This is a genomic window from Lascolabacillus massiliensis (assembly GCF_001282625.1).
Taxonomy (GTDB): domain Bacteria; phylum Bacteroidota; class Bacteroidia; order Bacteroidales; family Dysgonomonadaceae; genus Proteiniphilum; species Proteiniphilum massiliensis.
This window is the reverse complement of record NZ_CTEJ01000002.1, coordinates 365,371-384,479: the sequence shown is the minus strand read 5'-3', so window position 1 is coordinate 384,479 and position 19,109 is coordinate 365,371. Positions and strand designations below refer to the sequence as shown.

General features: G+C 39.0%; 13 protein-coding genes. 6 read left to right on the top strand and 7 right to left on the bottom strand.

Going from position 1 to position 19,109, the window contains the following annotated elements:
• The first annotated feature begins 2 nt into the window (after positions 1-2).
• From BN1354_RS06410 to BN1354_RS06395, 4 genes are all read left to right on the top strand, one after another.
• Positions 3-1,154 (top strand): MFS transporter, encoded by a 1,152-nt coding sequence (locus tag BN1354_RS06410; protein WP_053827228.1) that lies wholly within the window; start codon positions 3-5, stop codon positions 1,152-1,154.
• On the top strand, positions 1,147-2,265 hold the full coding sequence (locus BN1354_RS06405) for an ROK family protein (RefSeq protein ID WP_053826579.1): 1,119 nt from the start codon (positions 1,147-1,149) through the stop codon (positions 2,263-2,265). Before BN1354_RS06410 ends, BN1354_RS06405 begins: the two co-directional genes overlap by 8 nt.
• Positions 2,265-2,606 (top strand): polysaccharide lyase family protein, encoded by a 342-nt coding sequence (locus BN1354_RS06400; protein ID WP_053826578.1) that lies wholly within the window; start codon positions 2,265-2,267, stop codon positions 2,604-2,606. Before BN1354_RS06405 ends, BN1354_RS06400 begins: the two co-directional genes overlap by 1 nt.
• A 256-nt stretch (positions 2,607-2,862) precedes the next feature.
• Positions 2,863-5,247 (top strand): GH92 family glycosyl hydrolase, encoded by a 2,385-nt coding sequence (locus tag BN1354_RS06395; protein WP_053826577.1) that lies wholly within the window; start codon positions 2,863-2,865, stop codon positions 5,245-5,247.
• On the opposite strand, the gene BN1354_RS06390 is transcribed toward BN1354_RS06395, so the two are convergent.
• Together BN1354_RS06390 and BN1354_RS06385 are read right to left on the bottom strand one after the other, a co-directional pair.
• Positions 5,236-6,432 carry a DUF4185 domain-containing protein gene (locus tag BN1354_RS06390; RefSeq protein WP_053826576.1) on the bottom strand — a complete coding sequence of 399 codons (1,197 nt, stop codon included), beginning with the start codon at positions 6,430-6,432 and terminating at the stop codon, positions 5,236-5,238. The genes BN1354_RS06395 and BN1354_RS06390 overlap by 12 nt on opposite strands.
• A 79-nt stretch (positions 6,433-6,511) precedes the next feature.
• Positions 6,512-7,852: a helix-turn-helix domain-containing protein gene (locus tag BN1354_RS06385; RefSeq protein ID WP_231623083.1), complete on the bottom strand. Its 1,341-nt coding sequence runs from the start codon at positions 7,850-7,852 to the stop codon at positions 6,512-6,514.
• A gap of 489 nt (positions 7,853-8,341) precedes the next feature.
• Here BN1354_RS06385 and BN1354_RS06375 point away from each other — a divergent pair, with 489 nt between their 5' ends.
• A complete protein-coding gene (locus tag BN1354_RS06375; protein ID WP_053826575.1) occupies positions 8,342-8,872 on the top strand; it encodes a helix-turn-helix domain-containing protein in 531 nt (176 codons plus the stop codon).
• A gap of 149 nt (positions 8,873-9,021) precedes the next feature.
• On the opposite strand, the gene BN1354_RS06370 is transcribed toward BN1354_RS06375, so the two are convergent.
• The 5 genes from BN1354_RS06370 to BN1354_RS06350 are packed head-to-tail and all read right to left on the bottom strand — an operon-like array spanning position 9,022 to position 18,099.
• Positions 9,022-10,782 carry a DUF1735 domain-containing protein gene (locus BN1354_RS06370; protein WP_053826574.1) on the bottom strand — a complete coding sequence of 587 codons (1,761 nt, stop codon included), beginning with the start codon at positions 10,780-10,782 and terminating at the stop codon, positions 9,022-9,024.
• Between the two features lie 32 nt (positions 10,783-10,814).
• Positions 10,815-11,675: an endonuclease/exonuclease/phosphatase family protein gene (locus tag BN1354_RS06365; protein WP_053827227.1), complete on the bottom strand. Its 861-nt coding sequence runs from the start codon at positions 11,673-11,675 to the stop codon at positions 10,815-10,817.
• 30 nt (positions 11,676-11,705) lie between these two features.
• A complete protein-coding gene (locus BN1354_RS06360; protein ID WP_053827226.1) occupies positions 11,706-13,487 on the bottom strand; it encodes a RagB/SusD family nutrient uptake outer membrane protein in 1,782 nt (593 codons plus the stop codon).
• Positions 13,488-13,506: 19 nt separating this feature from the next.
• Positions 13,507-17,073 carry a SusC/RagA family TonB-linked outer membrane protein gene (locus tag BN1354_RS06355; protein WP_074010773.1) on the bottom strand — a complete coding sequence of 1,189 codons (3,567 nt, stop codon included), beginning with the start codon at positions 17,071-17,073 and terminating at the stop codon, positions 13,507-13,509.
• A gap of 30 nt (positions 17,074-17,103) precedes the next feature.
• Positions 17,104-18,099: a FecR family protein gene (locus BN1354_RS06350; RefSeq protein WP_053826572.1), complete on the bottom strand. Its 996-nt coding sequence runs from the start codon at positions 18,097-18,099 to the stop codon at positions 17,104-17,106.
• A gap of 224 nt (positions 18,100-18,323) precedes the next feature.
• On the opposite strand from BN1354_RS06350, the gene BN1354_RS06345 reads away from it, so the two are divergent.
• The gene (locus BN1354_RS06345; protein ID WP_053826571.1) at positions 18,324-18,905 is read left to right on the top strand and encodes an RNA polymerase sigma factor; all 582 of its coding nucleotides are present in this window, start codon (positions 18,324-18,326) and stop codon (positions 18,903-18,905) included.
• Positions 18,906-19,109 lie beyond the last annotated feature (204 nt).

The following is a 19,109-nucleotide window of genomic DNA, read 5'->3' as shown; positions in this document are numbered from 1 at the left end:
AGATGAAAACAAAAAGGAATATCATACCTGTGATTGCCGTATTCTTCGGTTTCTTTATCATGGGTTTTGTAGATGTGGTGGGAATTGCCACAAACTACGTGAAGATTGATTTTAACCTGTCTAACTCATTGGCAAACACTCTTCCTATGATTGTTTTCCTCTGGTTTGCACTGTTCTCGATTCCGGCAGGTATACTGATGGGAAAGATAGGCAGAAAGAATACTGTTTTGATATCACTCGCTATAACTGCATTAGCGATGATTATACCGTTTTTCATTTATAGTTTTGCATGGGTGCTGGTGGCGTTTGCGCTGCTTGGAATTAGTAATACTATTCTTCAGGTATCGCTAAACCCACTGGTGGCATCCATGTTTAACAAGGACAAGACGGCGAGTGTGCTCTCTACGGGGCAGTTTATCAAGTCGATATCATCTTTATCAGGACCTATCATCGTGGGTTTCTCTGCTCTCTATTTTGAGAACTGGAGGTTTACTTTCCTGATATTCTCGGCTATATCGCTTTTGTCGGTTCTACTTCTCGGCACTTCAAAGATTGATGAGTCAGGTAACATCAACCAACAGAGTTCTTTTGGAACAGTGGTTGCTCTCCTGAAAAACAGATATGTTCTATACAGTTTTCTTGGTATTGTTCTGATTGTGGGACTGGATGTGGGTATTAACACATCCGCTCCACAGTTGCTTATGAGCAGGGCGGGTATGGAGATAAGCAGGGCGGGACTGGGCAGCAGTGTCTATTTTATCGCTAAGACTATCGGTACTTTCCTTGGTGCATTTTTATTGCTTAAAACTAAGCCGTTGATGTTCCTGAGGGTGTCGATGGTTATTGCTATGCTATCTTTTGTTCCTCTGGTTCTTGGAACGAACATGTGGGTTATACTGATTGCGATTTTCCTGATTGGGCTTACCTGCGCTAATGTCTTTTCTATTCTTTTCTCGCTTGCTCTTAACAGGGTTACCGATCGTGCAAACGAGATTTCGGCTCTCATGATTATGGGAGTTTCCGGTGGAGCTGTGATTCTGCCGCTGCAGGGGGTTGTGAATGATGCATTCGGATTGATTGCATCGTTATTGGTGCTTCTTGCCTGCTTGGTCCTTATTCTGATTCTAACAAAAAATCTGAAAGAAAATGCCTGATAATAAACAGAATGCAATTTTAACTTTAGATGCCGGGGGAACAAGCTTTGTTTTTTCTGCAATAGTTGATAACAGGGAGGCAGTGGAGCCGATCTGTTGTGAAGCATACCCTTCAGATCTGGGTAGATGCCTGGACTCAATGGTAGCATCATTTAAAAAGGTGATTGATAAGCTGGGGTATTATCCCGCAGCGATTAGTTTTGCTTTTCCGGGTCCTGCCGATTATCTGAATGGGGTTATTGGCGACCTGCCAAACTTCCCTGCTTTCAGGGGTGGGGTGGCTTTGGGTCCCTACCTGGAGGAGAAGTTCAATATCCCTGTATTTATTAATAATGATGGTAACCTGTTTGCCTATGGGGAGGCGATTGCAGGTGCATTGCCGGAGCTGAACGGTGAACTGGCCGGGCTGGGGAATCCGAAGCAGTACAAAAATATGCTTGCTGTGACTCTCGGAACCGGTTTTGGCGGTGGTGTGGTAATAGATGGTGAGCTGCTCAGAGGTGATAATGGTTGTGGCGGCGATGTGTGGTTGTCTGCCAATAAGCTTGACAACTCGCTGATTGCTGAAGAGGGTGTTAGTATCCGCGCCGTGAAGCGTGTATATCGTGAGTTGTCGGGTGACAATAGTGAGCTGACTCCTAAAGATATATTTGATATTGCAGAGGGTGAGAGAGATGGTGACAGGGAAGCGGCTGTTGCAAGTTTTGAGCGACTGGGAGAGGTTGCCGGTTTCACTATCTCTGAATCGCTTAATATAGTGGATGGAATTGTTGTTGTGGGGGGTGGTATATCAAAGGCTTCCAAATATATCCTTCCATCTATGATCAGGGAGATGAATGGTGTGAGGAAGATGGTTACAGGTGAAGTTTTCCCACGTTTGCAGATGAAGGCGTATAACCTGGAGGATGAGAATGAGAGGGCGCTTTTCATGAAGGATGACTCTAAAACAGTGACTGTTCCGGGTAGTGATAAGACGGTTCTGTATCATCAGACAAAAAAGATTGGTGTGATGGTGTCGCGACTGGGCACGAGCAGGGCTATCGCTTTTGGGGCTTATAATTTTGCTTTAAACGAACTAAATAACAACTCTACAAAAATCAATAACAGGTAATGAAGATATTATTTCAAAAGCACTTTTTAATTTTAATCTCATTATTAATTATACCATCGGTAATCACTTCTCAGAATACCGCAATCTGGGAAATTGGAAGTAAGGATAATTCTGCTGCTGAATTTGCACTTTACCCATCGGGCTATAAAGATTTCCTTGAGCATAATTTTGGTTTTGAGGATGAGTTCTTCCTGATAAATCATTCGGAAGAGAAGAAGAATTTTCCATATGTGCTGCCGGGACCGGTTGACACGTGGGGTGGTACTTATCACACTGCGGGCTGGAGAACGCATGAGATAAATACAGGAGTGTTCTCAGCTACTAAATATTCAAGAGCTTAAGTTTTACAGAGTGCAACGCTTAACGGCAAGCCTCTTGAGACATTCTGGTTCCCGGCTTCGGAACTGCTAAAAGGAGGAGAACTTATACTGGAAATGGGTCCCAACCCAAATACTAAATGGGGAATAGGAGTTCCTGAGAGGTAGTGCAACGAATACGAATCAATACAAATCGATACGAAATATTATATATTAAAAGGAATCAGTACAGATCAATATAAATCAATACAATCAAATACAAAACAATAAAAACTAACTTATGAGATCAATTTCAATACTTGCACTAAGTATATTACTAATTACAAGCGCCTGCTCCACATCCGGCAGTAGGTCGATATCCCTTTCCGGAAGCGGGACAAAGACTCCCTCTGAGTGGGTGGACCCAATGATTGGTACAGCTCACTCAAGGTGGTTCTTCTTTACACCTGCAGCGCTGCCGTTTGGTATGGCAAAGCCTGCTCCTTCCACCGATGCGCATCTTGGAAATGCTGATGGATGGCAGGCGGTTGGGTATGACTTCAGACATACATCGATAGAGGGTTTTGCTAACTTCCATGAGTTTCAGGTTGGCGGTGTTGTGCTTATGCCTACGGTTGGGGAACTGAAGACTGTGCCCGGGGAGCTGGACAACGTGGAGAGTGGTTATCGATCCAACTTCGACAAACAGGATGAGATTGCAACGCCTGGTTATTATTCTGTTGTACTTAAGGATTATGGCGTTAAGGCAGAGCTGACATCAACTGAAAGAGTTGCCCTTCATAGATATACATATCCCGAATCGGATGAGTCGCATCTGATCTTCGACATTGGGAATCAGCAGGGAGAGAGCGGTCCGGTTAAAACAGCTCAGGTAACATATACCGAAGATGGAAGGATTGAGGGGTTTGTTACAACCTTGCCTGCCTACATTCAGAAATATCAGAGAGGTGCCGACCTGACAATGTATTTCAGTGCTGTGGCAGATGTTGAACCGGATGCGTGGGGTACTTTCATCAAGGATGATGTGAGACCAGGTTCACGCAGCGAAGAGGGCGTTGGAGCGGGTTTGTACCTTACCTTCAAGACAAAGGAGGGGAGTAGTGTTAATGTGAAGGTGGGACTTTCATATACCTCTGTGGAGAATGCGCGGCTAAACCTGGAGAGTGAGGCGAAGGATCTCTCTTTTGACAAGGCCTGGAAGAGTGCTGTGGATATGTGGAACGACTACCTTGGAAGAATAATGGTTGAGGGTGGTACGGATGAAGATATGACCAAGTTTTATACAGGTCTCTATCACGCACTTCTTGGAAGGGGTGTGGCGAGTGATGTGAATGGTGCTTACCCTAAGAATGATGGGGGTGTGGGACAGATTCCTCTGGATGAGAATGGTGTTCCTCTCTATAAGCATTATAATACTGATGCTATCTGGGGGGCATTCTGGAACCTTACGCAGTTGTGGAGTCTGGCTTACCCGGAGTATTATGCCGACTGGATACAGAGTCAGCTTCTTGTTTACAGGGATACGGGCTGGTTGGGTGATGGTATTGCCAACAGCAGGTATGTTTCGGGTGTTGGAACAAATTTTGTGAGTCTGGCCATTGCAGCTGCTTATAACGTGGGGATAAGGAATTTTGATGTGGAGACCGGCTACGAGGCTGCGCTGAAGAATGAGATTGAGGGTGATAATCGTCCTGAGGGTGCGGGTAAGATGGATGTGGGTCTTTTTGTGAAGTATGGTTATTCCCCATATAATGGCAATTACCACATGCAGAGCACTCCGCAGGGATCGGGCTTTGCTGCATCGCATACGATGGAGTATGCCTTCAGCAGCTATGCGGTTGCCCAGCTTGCCAAGCATCTGGGAAAGATGGATGACTACAACAAACTTATGGAGCTATCTAATGGCTGGAAGCATCTGTTTGACAGTGAGACAAAACTAATCCGTCCAAAGGATGAGAATGGTAAGTTTTTGGAAGATTTTGATCCTCTTGCACCATGGATTGGTTTTCAGGAGGGTAACGCTGTGCAATATACCTACTATGTGCCTCACCAGATTGAAGAACTGATCTCAATGGTGGGGGAGGATGAGTTTAATGAGAGACTCAACAAGTCGTTCGAGATTTCAAGAGAGAATATCTTTGGTGGGGGACAGACCATAGATGCTTTTGCGGGACTTCACACGATGTATAATCACGGAAATCAGCCTAATCTTCATATATCATGGCTTTTTAACTTCTCAGGTAAGCCATGGCTGTCACAGAAGTGGGTGAGAGCAATCTGTGATGAGTTTTACGGTACCGAGGGTATTCATGGTTATGGATTTGGTCAGGACGAAGATCAGGGCCAGTTGGGTGCATGGTATGTGATGGCCGCAATGGGTCTGTTCGACATGAAAGGGTTGACCGGGATTGATCCCAAGCTGCAGATAGGCAGTCCTCTCTTCGATAAAATAACCATCAAGCTCAATAAGGATTACTACAAGGGTGACACGTTTGTGATTGAGACAAGGAACAACAGCAAGGAGAATATCTATATTGAGTCGATAAACCTTAATGGAGCAGACTATAACAGTGTGCAACTGGATTATGCCAAGGTTGTTGATGGTGGAAAGATGGTGATAACCTTGAGTGACAAGCCTAACTTCAATGTTGTTTTAGAACCTTAGCCTTATAAACCGCGGTCGATATAGATTAGGGTTTTTATTGATCTCATTGAAGAAATCGAATGCATTTACATTGTAGCTGATGATCAGTTCCCCCGGCTTAGAGAGTCGGGGATGAGCCTTAGCATTGTAAACTATGTAGTTTTTCTGATCCGGTTCGCTGCATTTCCAGAGATTAATGACAGGGCCAAAAGGACCGTAGGGAGTTGATCCCAATCGGAGTCCAACCCACCTGCTCACTCCATTTACCTGGAAAATAAGCGCATATCTTCCATCAGGCAATGGAGTTACGCTAAGCTCGTTGGAAACGCTGTCAGTCACATAAGCTATACTGTTTTTGTTGGTATTCCATCCCATACCATCCCAGAAGCGCCATTCGTCGAACTGTTCAAACTGTTCAGGTTTGACACGTGCTATGATCAGGTTTTTCTCCACCCCTTTTACTCCATAGACATATACATAGCCATCCGGATTTGGTGCTCCTGCCTCTTTGGTGTTGACAAAAATGCCTGCTCCAAAAGAGCCATTATCAGGCTCGCTTTGACCCTTATAAAGAAATGGAGTCTCTATCTGCTGATGATCGTGGAAGGGTGGGCGACTGCCTTCAGGAATTTTAATGAGAACATTTCCTGCCTGGATGAAGCTCCAGTCGTCACTGCTCAAATTACGCATTCGGTATGCAAAGATATATATGCTGTTATCCATGGCTTTGTTGACAAAACCATCGCCAAGCCAGTAGTAATCGCCCGGCTCCGACTCAGGAGTGGTGGGGTTGAATATCGTTTCGGCCTCATACTCTTCATTTTCATCATAATAGAAACTGATATTTTCCTTGTTGGGATCAACGCCCTGCATATAGGCAACCGAATTGTGCACCATTCTGCTTCCCGGTTGTATTTTGCCATCAACAATATCACCAACCATTGTATCGCTGAAGATAAAGAGAGTACTATCGGAATCGTCGGGCGAATAAACACCATTCAGCGGGATTGAGAAGATGCCATCGGCACCAAACCACCCGGAAGTGCGGTTGAATAGTGCAGTCCATTCAGGAGCCTCCTCTATAGTGAAACTGAACTGAGTTTGGTTGGCACTTTTTTGACTATCCTTCTGCACAGATGCGCATGATGTTAATAGTGTTACTAATGAACTTATCAGTATTAAATTGAATATGTGGTTTACTTTCATTCTCTTTAGGTTGTTTTTTGAATTGAATTGATTTGTTATTAATTGATTAATTGAGAAATTGATTATTTAAATATGCTCTCTATTTCTCAACGACTACCTCTAATTGCTTCTCTAATTTTGCCGATTCTTTCTCTGCTTTCTTCTCAATATTCCCAATACTTTGATTCATGTTTTTTTCTCTCCACTGGATTGGACTGCAATTCATCTTCTGAGTGAATGCTCTTCCGAATACTGATAATGAGCTGAATCCGGATAGTTCTGCAATGTTTGTAATGTTTAAATCGGGACGCGAAAGGAGCAGTCGCTTACTCTCCTCAATTCTGTAACGCATAACAAACTGATAGAAGCTTTCGCCATAGCCCTCGTTGAAGAGACGTGACAGATAACTGCGATTGAGGGGAAGTATTTTGAGTGCATCGCTCAGCTTAAACTCCTTGCGCAAATAGGGCTTCTCTGTTTCCATCCACTGCACGAGTTTTGCTTTGTAGCCGGGGAGTCGGTCGGTAAACGACTTATTAATAATGGTATCATTTTCCTGTGTAATCTGAACTGTCTTCTCATTCATTCCATCTTTGAAGTGGTTTTCGGGGTAGGGACTTTTCCAGAACAGTACCCGGTAGAATCCATATAGGAAAAAGACCAGGAATATGATGTTGTGCATGAGGCCGGTTCTTACATCGTTGCCGAAAACTACTATCAGACAGGAGATTGTGATCATTAAATTGGCGTAGATATAATCACTAAGCCACTTGATATCGATATTTTCCATTGATGCAAAATTGTTCTCGCACCATTCTATATAGCCCTTACGGTACTTGAGCATGACTGCTATCCCGAAAATGGGGTAGGCAAGGATCAGTATAATCAGGAAGATATAGGATCTGCTGGACTCAAGCAGGAATGTGGACAAATCTTTGAAAGTGGGTGTTGTGATATTAAACACCCTGGTCTCAAATAAATATAATATGAGGATGAAGAGTGCCGGAGTGAAAAGCAGGGCTGCTCGCTTTATTGTAAGCCAGCCGGGACGGAAGGCTTCGAGTGGGTATAAAATGAAAAAGTATGCGTAGATAATGCCGTAAAGGAGCATGGGTGCCGACATGAAATTGTATTCAAAAACTGCTGCATATCCGATGGTGAACCCTCTGATAAGTGATAATAAATTAGTAAGCCCGACCATTATCATCAGAAATATAAATAGCATATCTGCCCGTACCCATTTTTTTTGTAACAGTAGCATGAATGCTCCGTAGAAACATATCACGCATATCATCGACATTGTTGACTGACGGATATACCTGAACAGGTCCATTGGAATCTGCATGAAGTAGTGATGTCCCAATAGAATTAATAACAAAAAAAGTACATAGATGATTGACCTCTTAGATTTTATTAGGAAACTTAATTGGGCGTTTTTCATAAAAGAAAAATTAGTAGTTTCATTTTCACTATTGCAATCAATTTTTATTGAAAAATTTATTCACAAATGTATGTCTATTTTCTCTATGATACAATATAAATGTAAAAATGACAATTTAAATGTATTGATTAACAGTGAAATAAAGGGGTGTTGAGGTGACCATTTTTTACTTCATGCAAAAAAATTTACTTATTGTATAGTGGTTTTTTTTACTCATAGTAGATATGTTTTTACCTTATGCAAATACAAATATTATTGCATATTTCGGAAATATCTACCTTTGCGATGTGAAAATTTGATGTCTATTTTCACATTTAATACTGTCGGTATTATATAATAATGTATCGTTTTTAATAAACTTGTATTTATATGATGTTTAAAAGTTTAACGCTGCTTAATTTGATTTTGTCTCTGGTTCTTTTATTAACACTAATCAGTTTTATTTTTGTTATTGTCTTGAATAAGAGGTTGTTGAAGCCAAATAATTTGATGATCTATTTCACTAAGCAGTTAGTTAACAGGTTAAATGGGAGTCTTGAAGTTCAATACTCATCTGAAGGCGACGTTATTTATAGTATGAAACTGCCTCTGGAAAAAGAGATTAAGGTTAATCAGAATGAATATATAAGAATACACCGACCGGTAATAAATGAAATTGCTGAAGAGAGTGTATCTGAAATGAAAATTGATACAGAGTTTCTTGATCGAATTACCACAATTATATATAGAGAGATCTTAAATACCGAAAACCTGATAGAGGTTATCTCTTCGGAACTGTGCCTGAGCTCATCACAGCTTAACAGAAGGATAAAACTGATGACAGGTATGACTACTTCTAATTTTATCCTTAAAACGAGACTGAACAGGGCAAGAAAGCAGTTGTCGGTTACTCAGAAACAGATAGGCGAAGTGGCCATGGATTGCGGTTTCAACGATTTTGCTTATTTCTCCCGCTCCTTTAAAAAGGAGTTCGGAATGACCCCCTCTTCGTTTCAGCGCTTAAATAATTCTTTGAATTAATATTAGTGTTACTTATGTTTAATAAAACATAAGAGAAATATCTTGGCGAACAACTAGTATAGAAAATATTTAGGTTATGTCAATAAAAAGGAGCTGTCCTTATGGACAGCCCCTTATATAATACTATTAACTATTATAATTTATAGGAATTAAAAATCCGGATTAGTTACCATACTTCCATTATTAGAAATTCTTGCATTGGATTTTGGAACTTTAATATCCAACACTACCTTATAATTACCATTAGTAGTTGGTTGAATATCTCTTACTATGAATACACCAAACTTGTTATTAATTCCTATAGTATGTCCCCAAGCCATAATACCAACATAATCTTTTATCAATTTATCGGTATTCATTCTGTTCGCAGATGGATAAGAGTATGTATTCCAGTAATTCTTAACCAACTGATTCATAGAGCTTACGTCTGTTACGCTATCGTAGTGTTCCGGTAAAGTTTCATCTGCATTACCTGGTCTGCGACCTCCTAACATAGTATATGTCAGTCTTTGGAAACCATTTACGTAAGGTGCTACGCGTTCTTTGTAATCGGGATGGCTGTAACCTATAATTGCAGAATAAAGTCTCACCTCGTCCACTGAATGAACTACAGGTGCAAAATCCATCATATTAGATTTGCTTCTTGCCTCTTCCTGAGTAAATGCAACCATATCAGGACTTGCATATGCCGAGAACCAGTTTTTCTTACCAGGACCAATTTCTGTTGTAAGTTCAACACCTTTATATTCTACAATTTCGTTTGATGGATCATATCCGGGATTGTCAATCACCACATTCTGTCCACTTGTACTTGCCGCTTCGGTTCTTGCATCAACCTCGGTGAATTTTATATCAAATACAACTTTGTAATTTCCATCTGTTGTTGGAGTAACTTCTTTAATAAGTAAAAATGAATAGTGATTATTCTGACCAATTCTTGGACCCCAACCTTGTATTAGTACACGGCTATCCCCTGTAATCTGAGATTGCAAATTATGGCTTGTCATCCTATCTGCTACAGGGAAATTATAACCGGTAGCTGTCAACTCTACTATTTTTTCTACAATATCTTCAGTAGTCTGAATCTCTTCAAACATTGATGTGGGATACAACCTATTCATGTTTGTGATCATAGTGAGTTTTTCAAACCCAATAGTGTATGGCCAGATATATCTTTGATAATCACCTCCATGTTGCCATCCTATAATCGATGGGTGAAGTTTAATATTTGAACCATGTCTTACCAAAGCAAAATCCATCATATGAGATTGTTCTGCTGCTTCTTCAACTGTAAAAGTGTGACCACCCTCACTGTTTGTAGCATAAGCAGCGAACCAATTCTTTTTGCCTGGTCCAATCTCTGTTGTCAATTCAACATCTTTTAAATGGATTAATTTAGGAGGTGGTAATTTGGATACAATCAGATAGATTACATCTTTATTTGTATTTATAGATGCATTCTCATCACCACTTACCACAGTCATCTGTATTGGTAACAAATATTTCACTCCATTTTGCATATCACCAGAGGTGAAAGAAATATTTACGTGAGAAGACAGATTAGTATATTTTGGAAATATAAACTCTGCTACATCAATATTATAGGAGCTTGGCGGTAATGCCAAATAATTAGTTTGCTGCTTTTCGTTGTACTCATCAACTAAAGTACTGTTGGGTTCTACACCAACAACAATACCGTATGCACTAATTTGGTCAACCTCAGCCTGTAGCTCAACTTTATTCTGTCTTGCGGGATCAACAACAATTTCAATTTCGTTGCTATCATCCTTTTCAACCATCGAAATCACCTTAGGTCCCGTCTCATAGATACTCTTCTCTTCGCTACAACTGAAGATTGTTCCAATCAGAACGACACCAAGAATGAAATTAAATATTTTATATTTGTTCATATGGTTTTTACTTTAAAATTTAATCGTAACTATTAATCTCTTCCTAAAATTTTCACATCCACAATAACAGGCAGGTGATCCGAAGCAGTAGCCGGGTTTCCTGATTTTAAGAATCTTATCACCTCTGTATGTAAAACTTCGCACTTTACACCGTTATTATATTGAAAAACGTAATCAATGCATCTGTTTGGACTATGTGAAGGAAAAGTAGGCTGAGTGCTTGAAAGCAAGGTCCAGTCTTCTTTTAAATAGGCAATTGTTTCACTATCAGGATAAGCGTTGAGGTCGCCTGCTAAGAATACAGGCTTATCTGAAAACTTGTATTCCTTCTCAATAGCTTCATTTATTACCTTTACCTGATCAATTTGAGCCTCAGAACTAACATGGTCTAAATGAGTTGTGGCGATAACAAAATCTTCCATTTCCATTACTACCAAAACTCTGGGCTCTGCTCCAACACCTTTTGGAAGCCCCACAGTAAATTTCCTAACAGCCTTTTCCCTGGTAGCAACACCTTCACCGTAAGATCCACCTGAATAAGGCATGGCAGTACCAAACTTAAAATCCCAATCACCCAAAGCCTTAGCAAACTTTTCCAATTGATAGTCTCTGTTTGATCTCATGGTAAAACTATCTAATTCATTAACACAAACCGCATCCACATCTTTTTCATTAACCATGTTTGCAATAGTTTGGTAATTATATTGATCGTTTTTGTCATGAACAAATCTTAGGACATTATATGCCATAATTCTAATGGCTCCTTCCTCTTTCTCGTATTTTGTTTTATGTGGCGGAATCTCAAAATCTAACTCATTATTATCTTTACCACATGCGCTAAAGCTAAAAAGTATCGACAGCGCTAACAGAAAATAGAACTTCATTCTTTTCATTTTTATATTTTTTTTCATTTTTATTGTTTACTAAAACTCTAATCCATCGTCCCATCCGGGGTTCTGTGTAAGAACACCACCAGTTAGAATTCTCTCATCAATTGGTATAGGATATAAATAGTCTCTCTCTTCATTCCATTTTGCAGTCATGTTTTTATAAGGTGAGATATATCCGTAATCACCTTCAGAAAGAAATATTTCCTCATCCACTTTACGAGCGAGTACACCTGAAGGGATAGATGGCGTGGCACCTTTATAAAAATGAACATCGGGACTACCATCTCCATCAAAATCGTAAGGACCAAGTTCCGGGATATATACACCATGATAATCAGTCTCAAAAGTTTTTCCCTCTTTCCATCTCATCATATCGTCATAGCGGAAACCTTCCATAATAAGCTCAATGGTTCTTTCTCTTCTGATTTCCAAAATAACTCCCTGATTCTGACCTCGAACATGTGGATAACCAGTTTTTGGGTCTAACAAATATGGATCAGGATCTGCATTTGCATCTACCATATCAAGCGGAGGCATTCCCACACGTGCTCTTATCTGGCCAATAGTCCTATCCAAGTCGCTCTGTGTTAGTGTTCCTAACTCTGCTTTTGCTTCAGCATAGTTCAGGTATACTTCTGCTGTGCGAAAAATAGGTAAATCGTTTTCACTCTCAGAGTTTGGACCGTCGTATTTGGTTTCCATCACAAATTTAATTGGCTGGTAACCGGTAGAACTTGTCAATAAATCAGGAACAAGAGTGTTAGTTCCATCTAAGCGTTTATACCCTGGAGTTCTAATTGTTTGAGAAAGGCGAGGATCTCTGTTTGCTGTTTCATCAACAAAACTATATGTCTCATAGCCGGGATTGTCTGTAAAACGACTTCCGTCTGCCATTAAATAACTATTAACCATTCGTTTTGTAAGACCGGGTCTGCCATAAGTAACACCTAATGTATAAAAATTAGCGTTATGAGACTGACCTAACGATTTGTTATAATTGCGTGCAAGAATAATCTCTTCGCCACGTGCATCATATGATGCAAAAAGGTCCCTGTATGCAGTTGTTGTACTTGTTCCTTTGTAAAGAGTATAACCACTCTGGTTAATAAAATCTTCACTTGCTTTTGCTGCCTGTTCAAGATAATACTCATAACCTACACCATCCACCGTTAAGTTATGATACTTTCTGAATGTACCTTCAAAAAGAGCGGCTCTCGATTTCAATGCCAATGCAGTCCATTTTGTAACCTTATATAGCTCTTTACCGGCAGGAAGATATTGAATGGCAAAATCCAGGTCTTCCATCACTTTCGACATAATAAATTCACGTGAATCGCGTGGCTTCACTAAATCCGGATCATTAGATGCTAACTGTTTGTCATACCAGGGTACATCGCCAAAGCGTTTTACTTTCTCGAAATAGAAATATGCTCTGAAGAAGCGAGCAACAGCATCATATCTATTTCTTACTTCACGATCAGGACAATTTACTGAATACTCTAAAAGAGTATTGATGTCGCGTAGTTGAGACCAAGACCACCCGCTTCCTGAACCGGGTATAATCCTCGTTCCTTTGAGCTCATCGCTCATATCGTTTTTAGCAATATGATCTACACCCTCTCTTATTATAGCGCTTTCTCCCGGCAATTGGGTGTAAAACTTGTTACTAAACATTTGCAGCTCACTCTCATTTCTGAAAAAATTCTCCGGAATCATCCTATCCTTAGGCATTACGTCCAAAGAGTCATTGCAAGAAATTGCACTAAATATTAATACAAGTGAGAAAAATAGTCTGTTTCTTAATATTGTTTTCATTTTTACATTCATTTTTTAGTTAGAATCTAATATCTATTCCCACAGTATAAACTTTCGACCATGGATAATTACGTGCAAGGTTGCTTGCATCACCATATATACTATTTGTAACAACCGACTCCGGATCGATATAATCCGATTTAAGTCCTGGAGACCAGGTTAATAGATTCTCTCCTGTTAAGTATAATCTTACATTTTCAAGCTTGACCGCTTTCATCCAGTTTTTAGGTAAAGTGTACCCCAGAGTAAGATTCTTTAAACGAAGGTATGCTAAACTTTGTAAGTATCTGTCGTTCACAGCAGTAAGCTGTCTTCTCTCACCTTGAAGTGCTGTATAGCCTCTTGGGCGTGGGAAATATGCATCAGGATTTTCTTCAGTCCAGTACTGCGTGTGGAAATTCTTAGGTATGTATGTTGCATATGGTCTTGCATACATGTGCCAGAATGCCATTGTATTAGGTTCAGGATACCAGTCGCGTTTACCCACACCTTGTAAGAAAGCTGAGAAATCGAAGCCATACCAAGAAACATTAAATGTTCCACCATAGTGGTATCTTGGTTCAGAATTACCAATTATTTCTTGGTCACCAGGATTATTTACTGAAGTTCCGGGACGTATAATATTATCACCGTCAAGATCAAGGAACATAAGATCGCCTCCCCTTGGTTTACCTTCAGGACCTGCAGATTGAAGAATTATTTCATTCACATAACTTTGATCAACTCTTGAGGTGTATTCTGTTGCCTCAGCATCACTTGCAAATAAACCGCCAACTCTATATCCCCAAATTTCTCCTAATCGTTTGCCTTCGTAATGCTTTTTAGCAAATGATTTATCAGGGTTGTCATATTTGGTTATAAAGCTAATATAATCATTAAATGTTAAGGTTACGCCATATGTTAACCTATCGCCTAATACCTCATAAGAATCGCGCCAGCTTAGATTAAGCTCATAACCTTGAGTTCTAAGATCGGCCGAGTTTGCTCTTGGAGCAGAAGCACCATATACAGCCGGTAATGCAACACTCTCTCCAAGCATATCTTTAGTATCCCTTATATACACATCTGCTGTTAAACTAAGTCTGTTTCTAAGAGTAACAATGTCTATCCCGGCATTATAGTGAATTGCTTTTTCCCAAGTTAAATCTGCAGTTGTTGGAGCACCAATACTTGCCTGTACCGGTCTGTTGTCCCCACCAAACAGATAGTTATTTTGAGTACCCATTGATATTAATCTCAGATGATCATAATAACCAACCTGTTGATTTCCCAATGTACCATATGAAAGTCTTAACTTCACATCCTCGAGCCAGTTCTTAGCGCTTTCGAAAAACGCCTCATCACTAATTCTCCATCCTGCTGAAGCCGAAGGACTAAATGCCCATCTGTTGTCTCTTCTAAAGCGTGAAGTACCATCATATCTACCACTAAATTCTAAAAGATATTTACCGTCATAATCATAGTTTAACCTACCAAAAAAGCCCATAATGGCAAACTCATTATAACCACCTGAAACATCAGTTAGCTTATTGCCATCAGCATCCTGTCCAATTAAATTCATATCACTCAATGAATCATCAGTCAGGTTCCATCCAGTAGCTTTAAGATCTTTATAAGTTTGTCTTTCCCAGTTGTAACCTAACATACCTTGTAAATTATGCTTCTCTTGGAGTGATTTTGTGTAGGTACCGAAGGCATTAAATGCGTAATAATTATGGGTATTTACCCTTTCATACAGTTTATTTTCAAAACGTGCTCCTGTTGTCAAAGTTTCTATCACCCCAGGGTATTTAGAATACTCAACATTTGTTTGGCGGTTCATAAAACCTTGACTGTTGTATCTGTAGTTGAAATTTGTTTTAAACTGCAACTCTTTAGTAGGCTTGTATGTTAGCTCTCCAATAAGAGATGTCTGATCACGTTTGTCTCTGTTAGTATTGCCCGGATTCTTTAAAACCATTGGGTATCCATCCATAATTACATAACGCGATAGCGAAGTTGCGTATACCATTGTACCGTCGGGGTTCTCTGGTTGCAGACTTGCGAGTCCGTGCACCTTGTCGTAGGTGAAAGCATTATTAACTCCACCTATACCCGGATATGTGTATGAATTATTCAAGTAACTAACGTTAGTTGAAAAATCCAACTTGTCGTTTATTTTAAAATCAGTCTTTGCTCTAAAATCAATCTTTTTGAATCTATCTGTATTTGTTTTTAAAATACCATCAGACTGATGAAATCCTGCCGAAACAAAATAAGATGCAGCATCAGTACCACCTCTTAACGAAACGTTTTGATTAGTAGAAGGACGAGTTCTGTTATACAAATAACCATACCAATCAGTATTAGCGTAATATGTATAAGAATCCCTGCCATCTCTCTGATCAATAACTGTCCAAGGTCTGTCCGGATGCTCTACCTTATCGTTTCTTCTTATCCATAACTCATCATAATCCTGTTCGGTATATGTAGTATAATTATTTCCTGCGTAATTTCTCCAGAATAAATCGTTAAGATAGGCAGAGTAGTAACCTCTTGTTTCGTAGTCTGTTGAAGTAGTATTTTTTCCCCAACCAAACTGACCATTATAACGAACCTCAGTCTTACCTTTTTCACCCGCTTTTGTAGTAATCAGAATTACACCAAATGCAGCTCTTGCTCCATAAATTGCTGAAGCAGAAGCATCCTTTAATACTGAAATACTTTCAATATCATTTGCATTAATAGTTTCCAAATCACCCTCAATACCATCAACAATAACGAGTGGATCCCCTTTATTAATAGAGTTAACACCCCTGATATTAATACCAGAACCTGCACCCGGACGCCCTGATGAAGGAGTAATAGTAAGTCCGGGAACCTTACCCTGTATCATCTGACTTACAGAATATCCCGCTCTATCACTAAGTTCGCTACCGTCAATGGAGGCAACAGCACCAGTTAAATTTACTTTCTTCTGTACACCATAACCCACAACAACTACCTCTTCCAGCATTTCTGAGTCTTCCTCGAGTCTAACCTCAATGAAGTTTCGCCCATTTCTTCTGATCTCGATACTTTCGAAACCGATATATGAAAATACTAATGTAGCATCTGCATCAGTACTTAAAGAAAATCGTCCATCATAATCGGTAATGGTACCATTGGCGGTGCCTTTTTCTAAGATATTTACACCAATGAGTGGCTCATTGTTAATATCTACAACCACACCTGTAACTACAGACTGTTGTTTAATCTCGCGAACTTCATTTGTAGTCTTTGATACCTCGCTCAAAATCAGATAGTGATTTTCCTCTTTCTTTTCGTAAGTCAAATCTGAATCGGCTAATGATTTGTTCAACCATTCTTCCATGTTGTTAGTCTCCACTTCAATCATGGGTGCATACTTACCGTTCAAATCCTTCATGTTGTAAGAAACGGATTGTCCATCACTTTTTCCCAATTCATTAAGACGTTCAATACGCTCAACAAGCGATTCCGCAGGGAATGCTGTAATACTCTGAACGTTTGCATTAATGGCAACTGTTCCAATTTGTTGGAATAAGAACAGTACCAAAACATTTCTAATTAGTGTTTTTAATGTCATTTTTGTCATAAATATTATACATTACTATATTTATTTTGTTAAAAAAATCTGAGATCCTTCAATTTTATAGGTAGATTTTGTAAGCTTACATATAGCTGTCAAAACATTATCGATTGATGATGTGGTAGTGAAAAATGTATATATGAAGTCATCGCCGAAGCTTGTTTCATCATATACCATTTCTAAATTGTAAACTTGTTTAATCCTAAACGCAACTTCCGAAATGGGAGCATTTTCAAAAACTATTCTTCCGCTTCGCCAATCCGAAACAGCCTCTGCATCTGTTGTGCCGAGCTCAAATTGTCCTGCAGAATTCGAAATTGTAACTTTATAGTTAGGATCTAATATAATCTTGTCCTCGTTTTCGTTAATAACCTGTACCCTTCCGGTATTTACCGAGATAACCTGATTACTTAAATTAGAATATGACTTTATATTGAAAGAAGTGCCAAGTACTTGTGTGCTTATACCATTACTTGTATGCACTATAAAAGGTCGGGATTCATCTTTAGTTATATTAAAAAAAGCTTCACCTTCATCTAACCATACCTCTCGTGTATATTCATTAAAGCTTTCTTTTCGTAAAGAAAAACTGGTTTCTCTATTCATGAACACCGTGGAACCATCTGGTAGAGTAATTTCTTTTAAATCCTTTTCAGTAGAATATCTTTGGTCCTCAATGTAGTTTTGAGCATATTCATAACCCAAGTTGTTAGATGGTTTAAGAAAATAATTATATAGCGTTAGCACTAAAATTATGGCTGCAGAGGCAGCAGCTGAGCCAATTATAATTCTATATCCTAACTTGCTGTTTTTCTTAACCTCTGTTGAGCCATTCCTCTTTTTAAGTAATAGCTCCTTATTGCGTTTTACAGCCCTGTTCAACTCACGTTTAGAGAGTTTTCCGGCCTCACTTGTCTTAGAATTCCTCTTGAGATTTCTAATAAGTGAAACCTCTTTTTCCGATAGATCATTACTCTCCATTTTACGAAGAAGACCTTTAATGAGTATCCTTTTATTATTCATTACATTCCCTTTTACATATGTTACGTAAATACTTGTAAGTTTTTCTTGCGAAATTAAGTTAATAAAACATAAAAACGTCTATCTGTTTTCAAACCAGCTTATTGGCAGAGACTTATATCACGCTTAACATAAATGTAATTAAATCTTCACATTAAATTAATTGTGTTGTTATTATAGGTTAATAATAATATTGTATCTTTATCGCCTTTGAAGGAACCCACTATATGAAATCTAAGGACAGTAAATTATTAAACTTAATTGCTAATAAGGATGAGAAAGCATTTGATCTATTTTATCATAAGTATATCAAGCTGATTTACAAATTTGTATATAGCGAATTAGGAGATCAGGAGCAGACTGACGACTTAATACAAGATTTTTGGGTACGTGTTTGGGAAGATCCTTCCTTCCTCAAATGTAACGAATCGGGCTCAGTAAGATCTTACATGCTGCAACATTTAAAATTCAGAATCCTCGATCTTTACCGTAGAACGCTCTCTCAATTAATAAATGAAACTGACCCCGATGAAATAGAAAATGAGATATTTGAATACAACAATATTATTTCTCAATTAAGCGAACAAGAGTTATTAGCCATAATCCAAGAGGCATTAGAAGATGAAACTATGCTAGTGCGCAATGCTTTTATAATGAGAATAAACAACTGGTCGGTAAAAGAAATTGCAAAAACCTTATCTATAAATCCAAAAACAATCTATAATAATTATGCCTCCTCTCTTGCCATAGTTAGAAAGCATATAGAAGATAATTATCCTGAATTTGTAAAACTAAAAGAATCGAGATAGTCTTTATTTTATTCTTAGACTCCATTTACATATCTGAATCCGGAATGAATTATCACAAATAAAAGTAGAATTAATATTAGTGTTACTTATGTTTAATAAAACATAAGAGAGTTCAGTGGTGACGAACAAAGAGAACATGTATTTGGTTTTATATATGTAAATGAGTTGGTTACCGGGGTTTCTCATGTATATCACTATCAATTG

Excerpts from the sequence above, each read along its gene's own strand:
- BN1354_RS06410 (WP_053827228.1), top strand. The coding sequence starts at position 3 with ATGAAAACAAAAAGGAATATCATACCTGTGATTGCCGTATTCTTCGGT.
- BN1354_RS06405 (WP_053826579.1), top strand. The coding sequence starts at position 1,147 with ATGCCTGATAATAAACAGAATGCAATTTTAACTTTAGATGCCGGGGGA.
- BN1354_RS06400 (WP_053826578.1), top strand. The coding sequence starts at position 2,265 with ATGAAGATATTATTTCAAAAGCACTTTTTAATTTTAATCTCATTATTA.
- BN1354_RS06395 (WP_053826577.1), top strand. The coding sequence starts at position 2,863 with ATGAGATCAATTTCAATACTTGCACTAAGTATATTACTAATTACAAGC.
- BN1354_RS06390 (WP_053826576.1), bottom strand. The coding sequence starts at position 6,432 with ATGAAAGTAAACCACATATTCAATTTAATACTGATAAGTTCATTAGTA.
- BN1354_RS06385 (WP_231623083.1), bottom strand. The coding sequence starts at position 7,852 with ATGAAAAACGCCCAATTAAGTTTCCTAATAAAATCTAAGAGGTCAATC.
- BN1354_RS06375 (WP_053826575.1), top strand. The coding sequence starts at position 8,342 with ATGATCTATTTCACTAAGCAGTTAGTTAACAGGTTAAATGGGAGTCTT.
- BN1354_RS06370 (WP_053826574.1), bottom strand. The coding sequence starts at position 10,782 with ATGAACAAATATAAAATATTTAATTTCATTCTTGGTGTCGTTCTGATT.
- BN1354_RS06365 (WP_053827227.1), bottom strand. The coding sequence starts at position 11,675 with ATGAAAAGAATGAAGTTCTATTTTCTGTTAGCGCTGTCGATACTTTTT.
- BN1354_RS06360 (WP_053827226.1), bottom strand. The coding sequence starts at position 13,487 with ATGAAAACAATATTAAGAAACAGACTATTTTTCTCACTTGTATTAATA.
- BN1354_RS06355 (WP_074010773.1), bottom strand. The coding sequence starts at position 17,073 with ATGACATTAAAAACACTAATTAGAAATGTTTTGGTACTGTTCTTATTC.
- BN1354_RS06350 (WP_053826572.1), bottom strand. The coding sequence starts at position 18,099 with ATGAATAATAAAAGGATACTCATTAAAGGTCTTCTTCGTAAAATGGAG.
- BN1354_RS06345 (WP_053826571.1), top strand. The coding sequence starts at position 18,324 with ATGAAATCTAAGGACAGTAAATTATTAAACTTAATTGCTAATAAGGAT.